We start from the raw sequence: 14,724 nt of genomic DNA on the forward strand, positions 1-14,724 counted from the left end.
ATGCTAATTATTCTCCATTTTAGTTATTAAGTCCAAATGTTCAGACATATCAAATGTAATAAATATTTTTTACAAATCAATATCCTGAATTGCGATTATTGCAATACGTAGCCCCATAGAGATCTCCGTATTGCCTTATTCTAATTCCCATCATAAAGCTCCTTCTGAGGACTACTTCCCATCTCAATGATAATATGAGCTCCATTTTTCAATCGTTCATAAGGAATTTGGCTTTCCGTAAATAGTGATCCGTCAATGTTAATGGACTGGATGTACATATTGTCCTTGCTGTTATTACTTGCTTCTATAGTTAGTTCGTTGGAAGCACCTGTCTGAATTTCGATTTTGTCAAAAATTGGGCTTCCAAACTGGAATGTTGGTTCTGTCTCAATCAAACCTTTCACATCAAACAGTCCCATGGCAGCCATGACATACCAGGCACCTAACTGACCCTGATCTTCATCCTGACCATAGCCATAACCATGCACAGGCCCTGTTCCATAAAACTCATCACAGATCCGTCGGACCCATTTTTGCGTCAACCACGGATGATCAGTGTAATTAAACAACCACGGGATATGTAGATTCGGTTGGTTACCCTGATTGTAGAGGTACGTCAGGCCTGCAAAAGCATCTATTTCTTCTCCTCCGAACTTTGTCTTTTCTGAAACGGTAAAGATGGAATCCAGCCGATCTACGAATTTCCTTTCACCCATTCTGGAAATGAGTGCTTCGGGATCATGCGGCACATAGAAGGTATACTGCCAGGCGTTTCCTTCCTGGAAACCTATCCATGGCGCGAAGGTGTCAAAATCCTCAATGAACTCACCGGAAGGCATGATAGGCCGCACAAAATCAATCTCATCATCATAAAAGTTCTTCCATTTATCTGCCAGAGCCATTAACTCTTCATATTCGTCATCCTTACCGAGTGCTTTAGCAAACTGCGCAACTGAATATGCACTGTAAGCATACTCCAGTGAATGCGAAACGGAAAAACCTGAACCTTCTGAGGTGGTATTCCAGCCAGGTACATAAGCGACGTACCCATTTTTAACAAAACCTTCCAAATCGGTCTTACCAGCACCCTCTATTCGGTTCTGATAGGCCACTTCGTTTTTGTACGCCGCCTCGAAAGCCAGTTCCACATCATAGTCCCGAATACCACACTGATAGGCCGATGCGATAATCAGACTTACGAAGTTGGTACCAACCCCTGAGACAAATTTCGAATTGGCGATACCATCACCCAACCAGCCTGAGTTTTTATAAACAGCGAGGTGCGTTTGCACAAAGTCATTGTAGTATTCTGGCCATGCCAAAGCCCATAGCTGTGTCAGGTTCCAGTATGCACCCCAGACCGCATCTGTATTATAAAAGTTAAACGCTGGCTCACCAGACTCTTTCAATGGGATACTCCCAATAGATCCATCATTCTGTGGAAAGCTACCATCTACATCACTTGCAAGTCCTCGACCTAATAGAGCATGGTACAAACCAGTGTAAAATTTGGTTTTATCCTCTTCGTTCGAACCAGAAACCTTTATTTTATTCAGTTCTTCTGCCCAAACTTCCTGAGCAGCAAGCAGCGCATCCTCAAATGTCAGATCCGCTGCTTCTGCATCTAAATTTTCCCTGGCATTTTCAATGGATGTGAATGAAAAACCTGCTTTAATTCCAATGGACTCATCTTCCTCTGTAGCATACTTAAAGTATATGCCTGCTCCTTTTCCTGAAATACTCGCTTCACCTTCATAAGCCTCTTCGTTTCTAAATGTACCAATAGCGTCAGGGTTTCGATCCAGAACCCCTGAAAAATACATTCTGACTTCACCTCCAGCCTGATATTTCTTCACATACTCAGGGTAAGTAATCACCCAGCCTTCTACTTGTCCATCTCCTACATAGCGCACCATCGCATCCTTCACCTTACCACTTTCTCCTAGCTGGTTACCAATATCCAGAAGAATATATGAATCCCTGGATTGAGGAAAGGTATATTTTTGATAACCTACCCTTTTGGTGGCGGTAAGCTCTGCTGTTACACCATAGTCTTTGAGCAACACCCTGTAGTAACCAGGTGAAGCCTCTTCATCCTTCTTATCAAACCTGGAACGATATCCACCATCAGGATCATCCAAAGTACCTGGGATGGTCCTTAGATCACCGGTCATGGCGGTAAACAATAGTCCTCCCACCTGAAACTCATGAAGGTTCGCAAATCCTTCAATACTCTCATGACGTGAATCATACCCTACAGCTTCCCATCCTTGTTCATTACCATAGCTACCATCAGTAGATGGGCCTAGCTTGGCCATCCCAAAAGGAACGGCTGCTGGCGTATAAAAAAACCATCGACTGTGAGCTGTCCCAATATTTGGATCTACATAATCCAGAACGGACGCTTTAGCTTCTTGAGTAGGAGCTGATTGCGGAACATTGCAAGAGAAAGCCACAACAACCAGAAATAAGTATAAAATATTTTTCATGAGTACTAGTGTTTTTTTAAAATAAATGAAGAACCAAAAACGTATAGCGCACAGATCAGAAGCACTACAAAGCTTAAAGAAGCCCCCAACATTTTATTGACGAGCCCCATGACCGGAGGTATTACAGCTCCACCAACCACAGCCATTATCATTAAGGCTGATATTTCATTTGACCGCTCTGGAAGCTTGTTGATCGTTAGTGAAAATACGAGTGGAAAGAGATTGCCAGAAACCAGACCAATCAATGCAATTGACACAATAGCCAGACTGGATGATGGCGAAACCATTAATAAAATGATGAATAAGCACGAAAGCAAAGCTGACCAAACTAGGAATGAGAAGTTCTTTACTTTAGCCAGTAAAATTGCCCCGAAGAACCTACTGACCATCAGCGCAAAAAAGTAAACACTTATACCGAGAGATGCCTTCTCAAGGGTCAAACCAAACTTTTGAACCAGTAGGTTTTGAATGTTGGTGTTCATACCCACATCCAGACCTACGATTAGAAAGATGGACACCACCATTGACAGGACCAATGGGTTCCGAAGGAGCTTGAGACTTGAACTGAAAGAAGCTTTTTGTGTGGTTTGGGCCTCTTCAATATTCACCATTATCAACCATGTGCCAGAGATAATGGAGACTGCACCATAAACAAGGAAAACATGCTTCCAGTCACCAAACCTCGTCACCATTATGGTCACAATGAGAGGCCCAATCAATGAACTGATTGCTTTGATGAATTGTGATAAACTCATAAAGCTGGAGAATTTACTCTCCGGGACAGCATCTTTTAGTAGTGGATTAGAAGCAACTTGAATTACTGTATTTCCAACACCGAGAAATAAAAATGATAGCAAAAGCGTAGGGTAAGAATAATGGATAAATGGCACAAACATTCCCAAGGAGGTTAGGAAAACACCTGTTATCAAGATTCTTTTCTTGCCTAATCGGCTCTGCAATACTCCAACCGGGATCGACAGAACAAAAAACCAAACGAATACCATGGATGGGATCAACTGAGCCATGTCCGGTGTCAGGCTAAAATCTCGCTGAGCATAACCTGTAGAAACACCGACAATGTCTACAAAACCCATAACGATATAGGATAAAAGGACAGGTGCTATTAATTTGATTGATTGACCTCTCATTAGTTCATCAGTTTGAGCGTAGTTGATAACTCGGAATAATAGCCCTTCTCGAAAAGGCTTACCCCTCCGATTAGGGCAGCATTTTCATTGAGTTTCGATACAGTTATTTTAATTTCAGGTAATTGCTCCTGAAGTTTATCCCCAAAATATTCAAAGGCCTTAGAGATGTTCCCACCGAGAATCAACACTTCGGCATTAAATAGAGAAAGGTGAGGTTTCAGGAACTTCCCTAGTTCTGAGCCGAAATCTTGGAACACCTCATATGCAGTTGTGTTTTCTTTAGCCATTTGATATATATCCAGTACAGAATCAACTTTCTTGCCTGTCAGTTGATTAAATGAATTGATCAGACCCCTGGTAGAAAACAGATCGTCGGCCATATGTCCGTCAAAGTATTTATCATACAAGACACCTTGCTCTGGAACGTTAGGCCCATTGACAATAGGCTGTCCATCAATCAAAAAGCAAGAACCGAAACCAGTCCCCAACGTTATAGCGACACATCTCCTAAAAGTGGACGCTTCTCCAAATTTTGCTTCTCCGATTGAAAACGAAGCTGCGTCATTGATAAACCGAATTTTATCGCCTGGTAGATTTAACCGCGAGGAAAGTTCTTCTCTTATGTTTACCTCATACAGTGAGTCAAACTTCTGCACACCCTTGATTAAACAGATTCCATTGTAATAGTCAAACGGCCCTGGTACTGCCAAACCAATACCTTCTACATGAGCTACTCCGCTGATCGACATGGTCCGCTGAATCGCTTCAGTCCATTGAGATAATATTTCTGATTTAGAAGCTCCATTGTCAACCGGAAGTGTAACAATAGTATTTTTCATTAATTGTTTGTTCATATGTTCAAACATTCCAGAGGTTATGTGACTACCTCCTATATCTACTCCTATGCTATACATCATTATCGTCTGATTTCTATTGTGTAGGTAAACATGTCTGACCGATAGTAACCAATATTGTACTCCAATGGTCTATTTCCTGGATCTGACACATATCGCTCTCTAATGAGGATGGGGTCATTTTCCCCTATCTTCAACTTCTTCGCCTTACTTCCCGCTAAACCAGCCTTAATATTCTCTTTCGAAATAGCTGGTATGGAATGATAATCCCGCTCAAGAATATCGTATAGTGGCTTACTGAAATCTTCATTACCTGTTAGACCTATACGGGGCTGGAAATAACTTTCAAAATAAACAAGAGGTTCTTCTGTGCCTTTAAGTCTGGAAAGTTTCAGAACCTTAAATCCCGGATCAACATTCAGAAAATTACTAATTCTCTCTGAAACAACGACCCACTCAACTTCCAGTTCAAGGTTCCTAAAGGGTATTCCCTTTGAACTCATCTCCTGAGTGAAGCTATGCCACTCCCCCAGGTTGGTACTTATTTCTCTTTTAGCGACTTTTGTTCCCACTCCCTTCTTCCGAAATATTAAACCTTCATACTCGAGTTTGTTGGTGGCTTGTCGCACTGTATTTCTAGAAACTCCTAAAAGTTTAGATAACTCAACCTCCTTTGGCAAGAATGCACCATTGGTATAATTGGGATGATCAATCAGATCTCTCAATAATTTCTCCACTTGTAGGTGAAGAGGTACAGGACTGCTATGATCTACTTTTAAATCCAATTAAATAATCTAATATGTTTATTTGTTCAAACATAATGAATAGTTCAAGAATACACCAATTTCACTATTCATATTTACACATATCGTAACAATTCATTCAGATAGATACAAAACCAACAAAATAATGAGGTATTAATTAATACTGATTCAACTTATTGACTAGAAGCTTTGGACAATCTCTGATCCCCTAGTATTCCCTTCAGTTTCTTCATATCCTGGCTTACCTTTTCCAGTCTCGGTGCGATCTACGATACCGAAACCGCTTAAGCCAATTGAGTACCTCTCATCCTCCTTATGAGCTGAATTTCGACCTTTGTCCACTACCTTTATGAATCAGATTCTGATCAGTAAAAGGGAGAGAACCCGCAGACAACACTAATTCCATGAACAAAAACATCAAAAGGCTGCTGTACATCATCATTGCCCTGGTCATACTTGGCTTGATTGCCTATCCGAAAATCCCAAAGGGTGGTGATAAAGCTAACAAAGCTGTGCAAGCTGCAAGTGGCCCCCAGATCACCGTAGATGCCGTTATTCTAAAGAAAGAGCAACTCAAAAACCAGGTAAATACCACCGGGAGCCTGCTGGCAGATGAGTCAGTGACTTTGAATGCGGAAGTAGCGGGCAAAATAGAAGCCATCTCCTTCACGGAGGGGCAAAAAGTGAAAAAGGGTGAACTCCTGCTCAAACTAAATGACGAGGAGATTCTCGCAGAGATAGAAAAGCTTCGATTTACAGTAAAACTGAATGAAGACAACGAGTTTCGTCAGCGTCAACTATTGGAAAAGGAAGCCATCAGTAGTGAAGAATATGAAACTGCCCTCACCACCCTCAACACGGTAAGGTCAGAGATTAAGGTTTTACAGGCCAGGCTTGAAAAGCATTATATCCGGGCACCCTTTGATGGGACGGTAGGCCTTCGAAGTATCTCCGAAGGCGGTTACCTCAACCCCGGGACGCGTGTAGCTGAACTTTACAAAATCAACCCAATCAAACTGGAATTCACCATCCCCAGCAAGTACATTGGAGTGGTCAATGTGGGAGACCGGATAGACTTCACGGTGGATGCATATGATCAAAGCTTTGGGGGTACCATCTATGCCATTGAGCCACAGATAGACCCACAGACCAGGAGTATTCGCTTGAGAGCAAAAGCTGATAACACGGGTGGGAAGCTTTTTCCGGGACAGTTTGCCCGGATCAGCTTGACGCTGGAGGTCATTGAGGATGCCCTGCTGGTGCCCTCAGAAGCGGTAATTCCTGAACTCAATGGAAAAAAGGTCTATTTGTACCGTGAAGGTGTGGTCAACTCAAAGCAGGTGACCTCTGGTATCCGTACGGAAAACAGGTTGCAGATTATAAGTGGCCTCAATGAAGGAGACACCGTAATCTCCAGCGGGATTCTTCAGATCGGTCAGGGGATGGAAGTAAACCTCAACATCAAATAGCCATGGCCAGCATCTCTAACATCAGTATAGAACGCCCTGTATTAGCCATCGTGATGTCAGTGATCATCATTTTGTTTGGTGTCATTGGATTCAACTTTCTGGGCGTACGGGAATACCCGAGTGTGGATCCCCCGGTTATCACGGTTTCTACCAGCTACACCGGGGCCAGTGCAGATGTCATCGAAACCCAGATCACAGAGCCTCTGGAAGAATCGATCAATGGAATAGATGGCATCAAAACCCTCTCCTCGATCAGCGCGGATGGTCGCAGTACCATCACCGTCGAGTTTAATCTGGAAGTAGACCTGGAAGCAGCCGCCAACGACGTGCGCGACAAAGTATCCCGGGCCATCAGAAACCTCCCCCCGGATGCAGATCCGCCTATTGTGACCAAAGCAGATGCCGATTCCAGCCCAATCATTGCCCTCAGGATATTCAGCGAGAAGCGCAACCTGTTGGAAATGACAGAAATAGCAGACAACATTTTCAAAGAAACTTTTCAGACCATACCTGGTGTAAGTGAAGTCAGAATCTGGGGTGAAAAGAAATATTCCATCCGGCTCTGGATGGACCCTGATAAGCTGGCTGCCTATCGCCTTACCCCTCTGGATATTCTGAACTCTGTGGGTGACCAAAACATCGAACTCCCCTCCGGACGAATCGAAGGATCGGCCACAGAACTTACCGTGCGGACTTTCGGACGATTATCCTCCCCTGAGGAATTCAATGACCTGATTTTAAAGGAGTCTGACAATGACATTGTGCGATTCAGAGATATTGGCAGAGCCGAGTTTTTCCCTGAAAATGAACGAACAGCACTGAGGAACAATGGTATCCCGCTGGTGCTCAATGCCATCGTACCACAGCCCGGCTCCAACAACCTGGAAATCGCTGCTGAGTTCTACAAGCGTCTTGAAGGCCTTCAGAAAAACTTGCCAGAGGACATTTCCACGGAAATAGCCTTTGACAATACGCAGTACATCAAAGAATCCATAGCGGAGGTACAGCAAACCATTTTTGTAGCCTTCGGACTGGTAGTGCTGATCATCTTTGCCTTTTTAAGAGACTGGCGTACCACGTTTATCCCCGTGATCACGGTGCCTATTGCCCTGATTGGGTCCTTCTTCACCATGTACGCCCTGGATTTTTCCATCAATGTCCTCACGCTACTCGGTATTGTACTGGCTATCGGGCTGGTGGTGGATGATGCCATTGTGGTACTGGAAAACATCTACAGCAAGATAGAGGATGGCATGGAGCCCGAAGAAGCAGGTAAGAAAGGGACCAAAGAGATTTTCTTTGCGGTCATATCTACCACTGTGGCACTGACCTCCGTATTCTTCCCCATCGTGTTTCTTCAGGGCCTCACAGGACGTCTTTTCAGAGAGTTTGGCATCACCGTAGCTGTGGCAGTGGTCATTTCTTCTTTTGTGGCACTCACGCTTACCCCGATGCTTTCCAGTAAAATGCTCAAGAAAAGGGAGCGAAAGCAGTGGTTTTATCGCAAAACCGAACCCTTTTTTATCTGGATGAATAATGGGTACAACAATGCCCTTGACTCCTTCATGGACAACAGGTGGTTGTCAGGACTGATCATCATCATATCAGGAGTGCTTATCTACATTTTTGCACTCACTCTGCCTTCAGAGCTCTCACCACTGGAAGATCGGGGACAGTTTAGAATATTCGCTACTGGTCCGGAAGGAGCCACTTTCGAATACATGGATGCCTATGCTACAGAAATGACCTCTGTACTTTCAGAGAAGGTACCCGAAGCAAAATCCATCATTACCATTACTTCACCGGGTTTCACATCATCCGGGTCGGTCAACTCGGCTTTCATTATCATGAAACTGGAAGACGCCAAAAATAGAAAGCGCACACAGCATGAGATCGTTATGGACGTACAGCCAGAGGTGGCTAAAAACACAAAAGCACGGGCTTTTATCAATGAACCCGAATCCATTGGACGGAGCTTTGGTGGCATGCCGGTGAGCTTTGTCATCCAGGCCAGAAACCTGGATCAGCTCAAAGAGGTGCTCCCTGCTTTTTTAGCAAAAGCCTCGGCCAATCCCCATTTCAGTTTTGTGGATTTGAACCTGAAATTCAACAAGCCTGAGATTGGAGTACGGATAGATCGTGAAAAGGCTCAGACGATGGGCGTTTCAGTGAAAGACATTGCCCAGACGCTTCAACTGAGTCTGAGTGGGAATCGATTCGGCTATTTCATCATGAATGGAAAGCAATACTACGTAATCGGTCAGCTGGAAAAGAGTAACCGAAATGAACCTCTGGACTTAAGATCGATCTATGTAAAGGCTAGCAACGGGGAGCTGGTGCAGTTGGATAATCTGGTCACCCTGGAGGAACGCTCCACTCCTCCTCAGCTCTTTCATTACAACCGATTCACTTCAGCCACTGTATCAGCCAAACTCGCCGAAGGGGTTTCTCTGGGTGAGGGATTGAAAGAAATGGACCTGATTGCCGAGGAGGTGTTGGATGATCGTTTCCAAACAGCCCTTTCGGGAACGTCTCTGGAGTTCCAGCAAAGCGCAAGCAACCTCTATTTTGCATTTGCTCTGGCGCTGATATTGATATACCTGGTGTTGGCAGCCCAGTTTGAGAGTTTCCGCGATCCGCTGATCATCATGTTTACGGTGCCATTGGCTCTGTCAGGCGCGCTGCTCAGTCTTTGGTATTTCAACGAATCACTCAATATTTTCTCTCAAATCGGGATGATCATGCTGATCGGACTCATCACCAAAAACGGAATTCTGATAGTGGAATTTGCCAACCAGCGTAAAGCACAGGACTATTCCATTATGGAGTCAATCAAAGGGGCAGCAAAAATGCGATTCAGGCCCATCCTGATGACCAGCTTATCCACCATACTGGGTATCCTCCCTATAGCCCTGGCGCTAGGTGCCGGAGCGGAAAGTCGTGTTTCCATGGGGATAGCCGTGATTGGGGGCATGATTATCGCCACCTTTCTGAGCTTATTTGTGATACCGGCCATTTACTCATTCCTTACCAGCAAGCAAAAAAGACTAAGCAGAGTATGATAAAAGGACTTTTCATTCTGATCGGTATGATTTCATTTATTCAGGATCCGCATCTGGTAATGGATGAAGAAACTGCCGTATCTATCGCCCTGGAGAAAAATTTTGACCTGATCCTGGAATCGTATCAGGTAGTATTAGCGGAAAACGATAATACCATGGGGAATGCAGGCATGCTCCCCACCATCGACCTGAGTGGGGAAGCCCGGCAAAGTATTCAGAACACTGAGCAACAGTTTTTCTCCGGAGATACACAGTCCCGCACAGCGGCCAAAACCACCAATTACAATGCTGGTGTCAATATGGCCTGGACCCTTTTTGATGGACTGAAGATGTTTGCCACAAAAGAACGTCTGGAGGAAATTCAAAAAACCAACGAATACGCCTTCAGGGCACAGGTGCAGAACGTGCTATCCGATGTAATGAAGGCCTTTTACAACACGGCGTTGGAGCAGGAACGACTGGCGCTACTCCAAAGTACTCTGGCCCTCTCCGAGGAGCGGGTGGGTATCAGTAAGGAGAAATATGAAGTGGGCAAGGCCAGCAAACTGGAATACCTGCAAGCTCAGGTGGACTACAATACTGACCAGTCTGCTCTGGTGCGCCAGCAGGAAGTCATCGCCCGAAGTAAACTGGCACTTCTCCAACTGCTGGGACTGGATACATCGGATAGTCTGTCACTTCAGTACAACTATGAGCTGAATGGGCTGCTAGCTCTTCCTGAGCTGGAAGAGACCGCCTTGCAGCAAAACCCGGATCTGCAGTACCTCCAAAGTCAGCGGGAAGTAGCCATGCTCACCACGCGGGAGCGAGAGCGGGAGCTGTATCCCTCACTTGACTTTAACCTGGGCTACAACTATTCCAACCTGAAGGCCGAAGCGGGTTTCCTGCAAAGCAACAGAACCAATGGTGTCAACTATGGCCTCTCTGCTACCATGACCCTCTTTGATGGGCTCAACCAGCAAAGGGCCATACAAAACTCCAGGATCCAAAGTGAGTACGCCATGACTGCTTTTGAACAAGCCAAAATGCAGCTCCTTACCGCCATTAGGTCAGGATTTCTGACTTTGAAAAATTCACTCACCCTCGTGGCGCTGGAAGAGCAGAACCTGGAAGTGGCCAAGGAAAACGTGGAAATCGCCCTGGAGCGATACCGCATTGGTAAATCCAACCCACTCGAGATCAGAGAAGCACAAAACAATGCTGTGAATGCCCAGATCAGACACCTGGAAGCACTTAACTCGGCCAAAATCGCCGAAATTGAACTCAAAAGATTGAGTGGTCAAATCATCAATTAACCATGAAAAGATTAATCATTCTACTGCTGATTGGTTTATGTAGCACTTGCCAGACAACAAAAAGTTGGTATGAAATCACCACCAACAAGACCGCATTGCAAGCCTCTGAGCTGGATAATGTCCCCGACAGCAGTCAAATTATCATTGCCTATTCGTTCCTGCCTGCTTCACAGCTGATGAACAGGATGCTGGAGCAGTTGAAAGACCAAAACATTGACCTTCAATCCTCTGACCGGGACAAGCTTACTTTTAGCACATCCCCCACCTTTATCGGACAAAACACCCAATATAAAATGGAGGTACGGCTGGAGCCAAGCGAGGTGGAACTCTTCAAGGGCAAAGCCACAATAAGAACCCTCTACAAAGAGGGTGGTGAAGTAAAAGGACAAGCCTATGCCGAAGACAGCAGGGGCACCACCTTCGCAGCGAACTCACAGTGGCAACTTGCTGAGAAATCAGATAGCCGGTCGGGTTACGCCTTTTTTCATGCCTACCAGTTCGCTAAATCCACTGCCAACCTGATAAAATTTGAATGAAATCAGCCCGATTTTCGCCGTTCGAAGTGTTCGATGATTACTTTGGCGATGTATTCATTAACAGTGAGGCCCACCCTATCGGCGGCAGCCGAAACCAGCTTAAGGTATTCAGGGGTAAGTTGTATTTTCATCCCTATTGAAACGATTTACAGCACCAGGATGTTTTAAGAGCACAAAAGATAAAGTTTTCAAATAATTAAGCAGAAGGCTTTGCAAATCTAAAAGACTGTACTACTTTTGCAGTCCACATCGCGGGATGGAGCAGTTGGTAGCTCGTCGGGCTCATAACCCGAAGGTCACAGGTTCGAGTCCTGTTCCCGCTACTACAAAGCCTCAGATTCATTTCTGAGGCTTTTTTTGTGCCTTTTTGACTCTATTCCCTGAGGACTCAACGCGCGTATTCCCCAAGTCAACGGGTACACTATCCCAATAACCGAGTACATCTGTCATCATATTGCCAATTCGCTAGTTTTGTACTACTCCTAACAACTTCGGAACAGCATAACGTCCTACCTCTCATCTCAGGGCTCAGAAAAACTACTATGAACAATATCAAAAGTGTCAGCCATCATCACCTTTCCATGTTGGAATCTTTTCCCTGTGCCACGGTCGTCATAGATGATAAAGGTGAAATTCACTACGCCAACCATCAGGTGAGGGAACTCTTTGGCCATGATCCAAATGGCCTTGTAGGACAGACGCTTGAGACCCTTATTCCCCCTAAGTTTGGTAAGAGTCAAATAGACAATCTGGTAAGTGACATCCGTGACCAACCTCTCAGCCAATTGAAAAACACAGTTCTTCATGGCAATCACATTGATGGCCAAGAATTTCCGGTGAAAGTAAAATTAACCACCCTACCAATTGAATTTGGGGGATTGGTGGCTGCGGTCATAAGTGATGAAAGTCGGAAAGTGAACATTGAGAATGAATTGATCAGGAAGAACCACCTCCTGAATTTTGCGGAAGAGATCGTGGGAATGGGTCATTGGCAATGGGATCTTCGAACCAATGACGTCATATGGTCGGATAATCTATACAAAGTCTTTGGCAGAAATGAGGAAGGAGGGCTCAAATATGATACTTACTTTAGCTACGTTCACCCTGATGACATAGAGTATGTCACTGAGCGGGTTCAAACCTCTATCGCAGACAAAAAATTTCATCATTTTTTTCACAAGATCTTACTCAGGGATGGCAGGGTGAAAACCATCCATTTGGTGGGTCAAATTTTCACCAATGACAATGATGAAGTCATAGAAATGGTAGGAACATGCCAGGATGTGACCGAAAACCTGAAGAATGAAGAGCTATTGAGAAATGCTTCGATATTAGAAGCCAAAAGCACGGAAATGGAGCAATTTGCCTATATCGCTTCTCATGACCTCAGACACCCCTTATTGACGATCATCAATTACATCAAAGCATTTGACGAAGATTTTGGTCATTCCCTGACCGATGAAGCTAAAGAATACCTTAACTCCATCAGCCAATCAGCCGACCGAATGGACAAACTCATCACGGGCCTGCTGGAATACGCCAGGCTCAGCCAAAAGAAACAACGCGAAACGGTAGATTGCAACGAAGTAGTAAAAGATGTAATCAAGGACCTAAGTGCTACCATCGAAAAACAGGATGCAAGAATCATCACTGATCCGCTACCTGTTATAGACGGCTACGAAATGGAAATGCACCAACTTTTTCAAAACATCATCCTCAACGCCATTAAGTTTCGAAAGAAGAAGATCACGCCGGTCATCCATATCAAATCTCAAAAAATGGAAACCGGAGAGGGCTATCTCTTTGAAATAAATGATAACGGGATTGGAATCCCTGAAAAAGATTTAGGTAAAATTTTTTCTATCTTTAGAAGACTTCATGAAAATGAGGAATTTGAAGGATACGGTCTGGGTCTAGCCAATTGCAAAAAAATTGTCGAACTTCACCATGGAAAAATATGGGCCCAATCAGAAGTTGGAATTGGAAGCTCATTCTATTTTACAATAAAAACCTAATGAAAAAACTGAAGTGCGTCCTTCTCATTGACGATGATAAAGATTGCAATTTCCTTCAAAAAAGAACCATTCTCCGATCAACATGGGTGGAATATGTGGAAGTAGCCAGAAATGGAGAAATGGCATTGGAAATACTCAAAAAAGCAAAGTTCACTCCGGAGCTCATTTTTCTTGATATCAATATGCCCAAAATGAATGGTTGGGAGTTTTTGAACGAGCTCAAAAAAATAAAAGACACTTTTGAGAAAAAGATCGTGGTGATCATGCTCTCCTCCTCCTTAAATCCGGATGATCGTGTATTAGCCGAAACATATGACATAGTTGGGGGCTTTCAATCTAAGTACCTTGATGAAGCTAGTCTGAAGCAGATTTTGGTAGATCATTTCCCGACCAGATTCGATTTTCAACAAAAAGCTTCTCGATAAGTTAACATCAGAAGCTCCTTCCCAAAACAGTGAAGTGGATGAGTGTCTAACACCAAGCCTCAGGTTCATTTCTGAAGAGTTTTCTACCGACCCAGCTTACTTTTTCAGCCTGGCCCCATCGGAATGATAAACATCAGTCATACTAAATGCTAACCTGGAAGAACCAGATTCATTAAGCAAGTCCAGTTTTCCTTTGGCTTCTGCTAAAGAAGGGACATGCCCCTCATTGACATACCACATCACTGCTCTGTGTCCTTCAATTTCAAGAGACCATTTTTTTCGGCTTTTCAAAAAATAGCTGTGCACTGTCTGATAGGTGTACGCCTTCAGGTATTCGTAATCTTGCCACACAGACATATTCACAAATATCAATTCATCTTCATAGGGCGTTTCTATATTAGCCGCACTTTCGCCCAGATCATCCTTTAGCCTCCACACGAAACCCGGGCTCTCCTCAGCCAGCTGATTCACTGGCGCCAGAAAATCACTGAATTCCTTTACAACCGGAGAAGCCAGATGATCCTTGAGTTTGATAATATTAAATTGGGCCAGGTGATATTGATTATTGCTCATGCTTAGTAGAGAAGATGTTTTTTAGAAGGATTGCAGCGTCAAAAGGGACACTCGGGCCATTGCCCGGGTGTATTTGGCACGTTAAGTTAACGTA

The 14,724-nt window shown here is 44.3% G+C and carries 12 protein-coding genes and 1 tRNA gene; 7 read left to right on the plus strand and 6 right to left on the minus strand.

Annotation, left to right across the window (positions count from 1 at the left end):
- Positions 1–140 precede the first annotated feature (140 nt).
- Genes GV030_RS06340 through GV030_RS06355 form a run of 4 tightly spaced genes read right to left on the minus strand, consistent with a single transcriptional unit; the run spans position 141 to position 5,276 of the window.
- Positions 141–2,489, minus strand: coding sequence for a GH92 family glycosyl hydrolase (locus GV030_RS06340; protein ID WP_159580901.1), 2,349 nt, complete (start codon positions 2,487–2,489; stop codon positions 141–143).
- Positions 2,490–2,494: 5 nt separating this feature from the next.
- Complete coding sequence (locus GV030_RS06345) at positions 2,495–3,637, minus strand: sugar MFS transporter (RefSeq protein ID WP_159580903.1); 1,143 nt, start codon at positions 3,635–3,637, stop codon at positions 2,495–2,497.
- Positions 3,637–4,554 (minus strand): ROK family protein, encoded by a 918-nt coding sequence (locus GV030_RS06350; RefSeq protein ID WP_370519055.1) that lies wholly within the window; start codon positions 4,552–4,554, stop codon positions 3,637–3,639. The genes GV030_RS06345 and GV030_RS06350 overlap by 1 nt, the downstream gene beginning before the upstream one ends.
- A complete protein-coding gene (locus tag GV030_RS06355) occupies positions 4,554–5,276 on the minus strand; it encodes a GntR family transcriptional regulator (RefSeq protein ID WP_159580907.1) in 723 nt (240 codons plus the stop codon). The genes GV030_RS06350 and GV030_RS06355 overlap by 1 nt, the downstream gene beginning before the upstream one ends.
- A 383-nt stretch (positions 5,277–5,659) precedes the next feature.
- Here GV030_RS06355 and GV030_RS06360 point away from each other — a divergent pair, with 383 nt between their 5' ends.
- Genes GV030_RS06360 through GV030_RS06375 form a run of 4 tightly spaced genes read left to right on the plus strand, consistent with a single transcriptional unit; the run spans position 5,660 to position 11,617 of the window.
- Positions 5,660–6,724: an efflux RND transporter periplasmic adaptor subunit gene (locus GV030_RS06360; RefSeq protein WP_159580909.1), complete on the plus strand. Its 1,065-nt coding sequence runs from the start codon at positions 5,660–5,662 to the stop codon at positions 6,722–6,724.
- A gap of 2 nt (positions 6,725–6,726) precedes the next feature.
- Positions 6,727–9,786, plus strand: a complete 3,060-nt coding sequence (locus tag GV030_RS06365) for an efflux RND transporter permease subunit (RefSeq protein ID WP_159580911.1) — start codon at positions 6,727–6,729, stop codon at positions 9,784–9,786.
- On the plus strand, positions 9,783–11,081 hold the full coding sequence (locus tag GV030_RS06370; RefSeq protein WP_159580913.1) for a TolC family protein: 1,299 nt from the start codon (positions 9,783–9,785) through the stop codon (positions 11,079–11,081). Before GV030_RS06365 ends, GV030_RS06370 begins: the two co-directional genes overlap by 4 nt.
- Positions 11,082–11,083: 2 nt before the next feature.
- Positions 11,084–11,617 (plus strand): hypothetical protein, encoded by a 534-nt coding sequence (locus tag GV030_RS06375; protein ID WP_159580915.1) that lies wholly within the window; start codon positions 11,084–11,086, stop codon positions 11,615–11,617.
- A 2-nt stretch (positions 11,618–11,619) separates the two neighbouring features.
- On the opposite strand, the gene GV030_RS21585 is transcribed toward GV030_RS06375, so the two are convergent.
- The gene (locus tag GV030_RS21585; RefSeq protein ID WP_255465170.1) at positions 11,620–11,748 is read right to left on the minus strand and encodes a hypothetical protein; all 129 of its coding nucleotides are present in this window, start codon (positions 11,746–11,748) and stop codon (positions 11,620–11,622) included.
- 119 nt (positions 11,749–11,867) lie between these two features.
- Between GV030_RS21585 and GV030_RS06380 the strand changes: the two genes are divergently transcribed.
- The 3 genes from GV030_RS06380 (at position 11,868) to GV030_RS06390 (ending at position 14,057) form a co-directional block, all read left to right on the plus strand.
- Positions 11,868–11,940 (plus strand) — tRNA-Met (locus GV030_RS06380).
- A gap of 219 nt (positions 11,941–12,159) precedes the next feature.
- Positions 12,160–13,632 (plus strand): ATP-binding protein, encoded by a 1,473-nt coding sequence (locus GV030_RS06385; RefSeq protein ID WP_159580917.1) that lies wholly within the window; start codon positions 12,160–12,162, stop codon positions 13,630–13,632.
- Positions 13,632–14,057 (plus strand): two-component system response regulator, encoded by a 426-nt coding sequence (locus GV030_RS06390; protein ID WP_159580919.1) that lies wholly within the window; start codon positions 13,632–13,634, stop codon positions 14,055–14,057. Before GV030_RS06385 ends, GV030_RS06390 begins: the two co-directional genes overlap by 1 nt.
- Before the next feature lie 96 nt (positions 14,058–14,153).
- Here GV030_RS06390 and GV030_RS06395 read toward each other — a convergent pair whose 3' ends face one another.
- Positions 14,154–14,630, minus strand: a complete 477-nt coding sequence (locus GV030_RS06395) for a DUF3291 domain-containing protein (RefSeq protein WP_159580921.1) — start codon at positions 14,628–14,630, stop codon at positions 14,154–14,156.
- Between the last annotated feature and the right edge of the window lie 94 nt (positions 14,631–14,724).

This window comes from Marinoscillum sp. 108, assembly GCF_902506655.1.
Taxonomy (GTDB): Bacteria; Bacteroidota; Bacteroidia; order Cytophagales; family Cyclobacteriaceae; genus Marinoscillum; species Marinoscillum luteum.

Excerpts from the sequence above, each read along its gene's own strand:
- GV030_RS06340 (WP_159580901.1), bottom strand. The coding sequence starts at position 2,489 with ATGAAAAATATTTTATACTTATTTCTGGTTGTTGTGGCTTTCTCTTGC.
- GV030_RS06345 (WP_159580903.1), bottom strand. The coding sequence starts at position 3,637 with ATGAGAGGTCAATCAATCAAATTAATAGCACCTGTCCTTTTATCCTAT.
- GV030_RS06350 (WP_370519055.1), bottom strand. The coding sequence starts at position 4,554 with ATGATGTATAGCATAGGAGTAGATATAGGAGGTAGTCACATAACCTCT.
- GV030_RS06360 (WP_159580909.1), top strand. The coding sequence starts at position 5,660 with ATGAACAAAAACATCAAAAGGCTGCTGTACATCATCATTGCCCTGGTC.
- GV030_RS06365 (WP_159580911.1), top strand. The coding sequence starts at position 6,727 with ATGGCCAGCATCTCTAACATCAGTATAGAACGCCCTGTATTAGCCATC.
- GV030_RS06370 (WP_159580913.1), top strand. The coding sequence starts at position 9,783 with ATGATAAAAGGACTTTTCATTCTGATCGGTATGATTTCATTTATTCAG.
- GV030_RS06375 (WP_159580915.1), top strand. The coding sequence starts at position 11,084 with ATGAAAAGATTAATCATTCTACTGCTGATTGGTTTATGTAGCACTTGC.
- GV030_RS21585 (WP_255465170.1), bottom strand. The coding sequence starts at position 11,748 with ATGAAAATACAACTTACCCCTGAATACCTTAAGCTGGTTTCGGCTGCC.
- GV030_RS06385 (WP_159580917.1), top strand. The coding sequence starts at position 12,160 with ATGAACAATATCAAAAGTGTCAGCCATCATCACCTTTCCATGTTGGAA.
- GV030_RS06390 (WP_159580919.1), top strand. The coding sequence starts at position 13,632 with ATGAAAAAACTGAAGTGCGTCCTTCTCATTGACGATGATAAAGATTGC.
- GV030_RS06395 (WP_159580921.1), bottom strand. The coding sequence starts at position 14,630 with ATGAGCAATAATCAATATCACCTGGCCCAATTTAATATTATCAAACTC.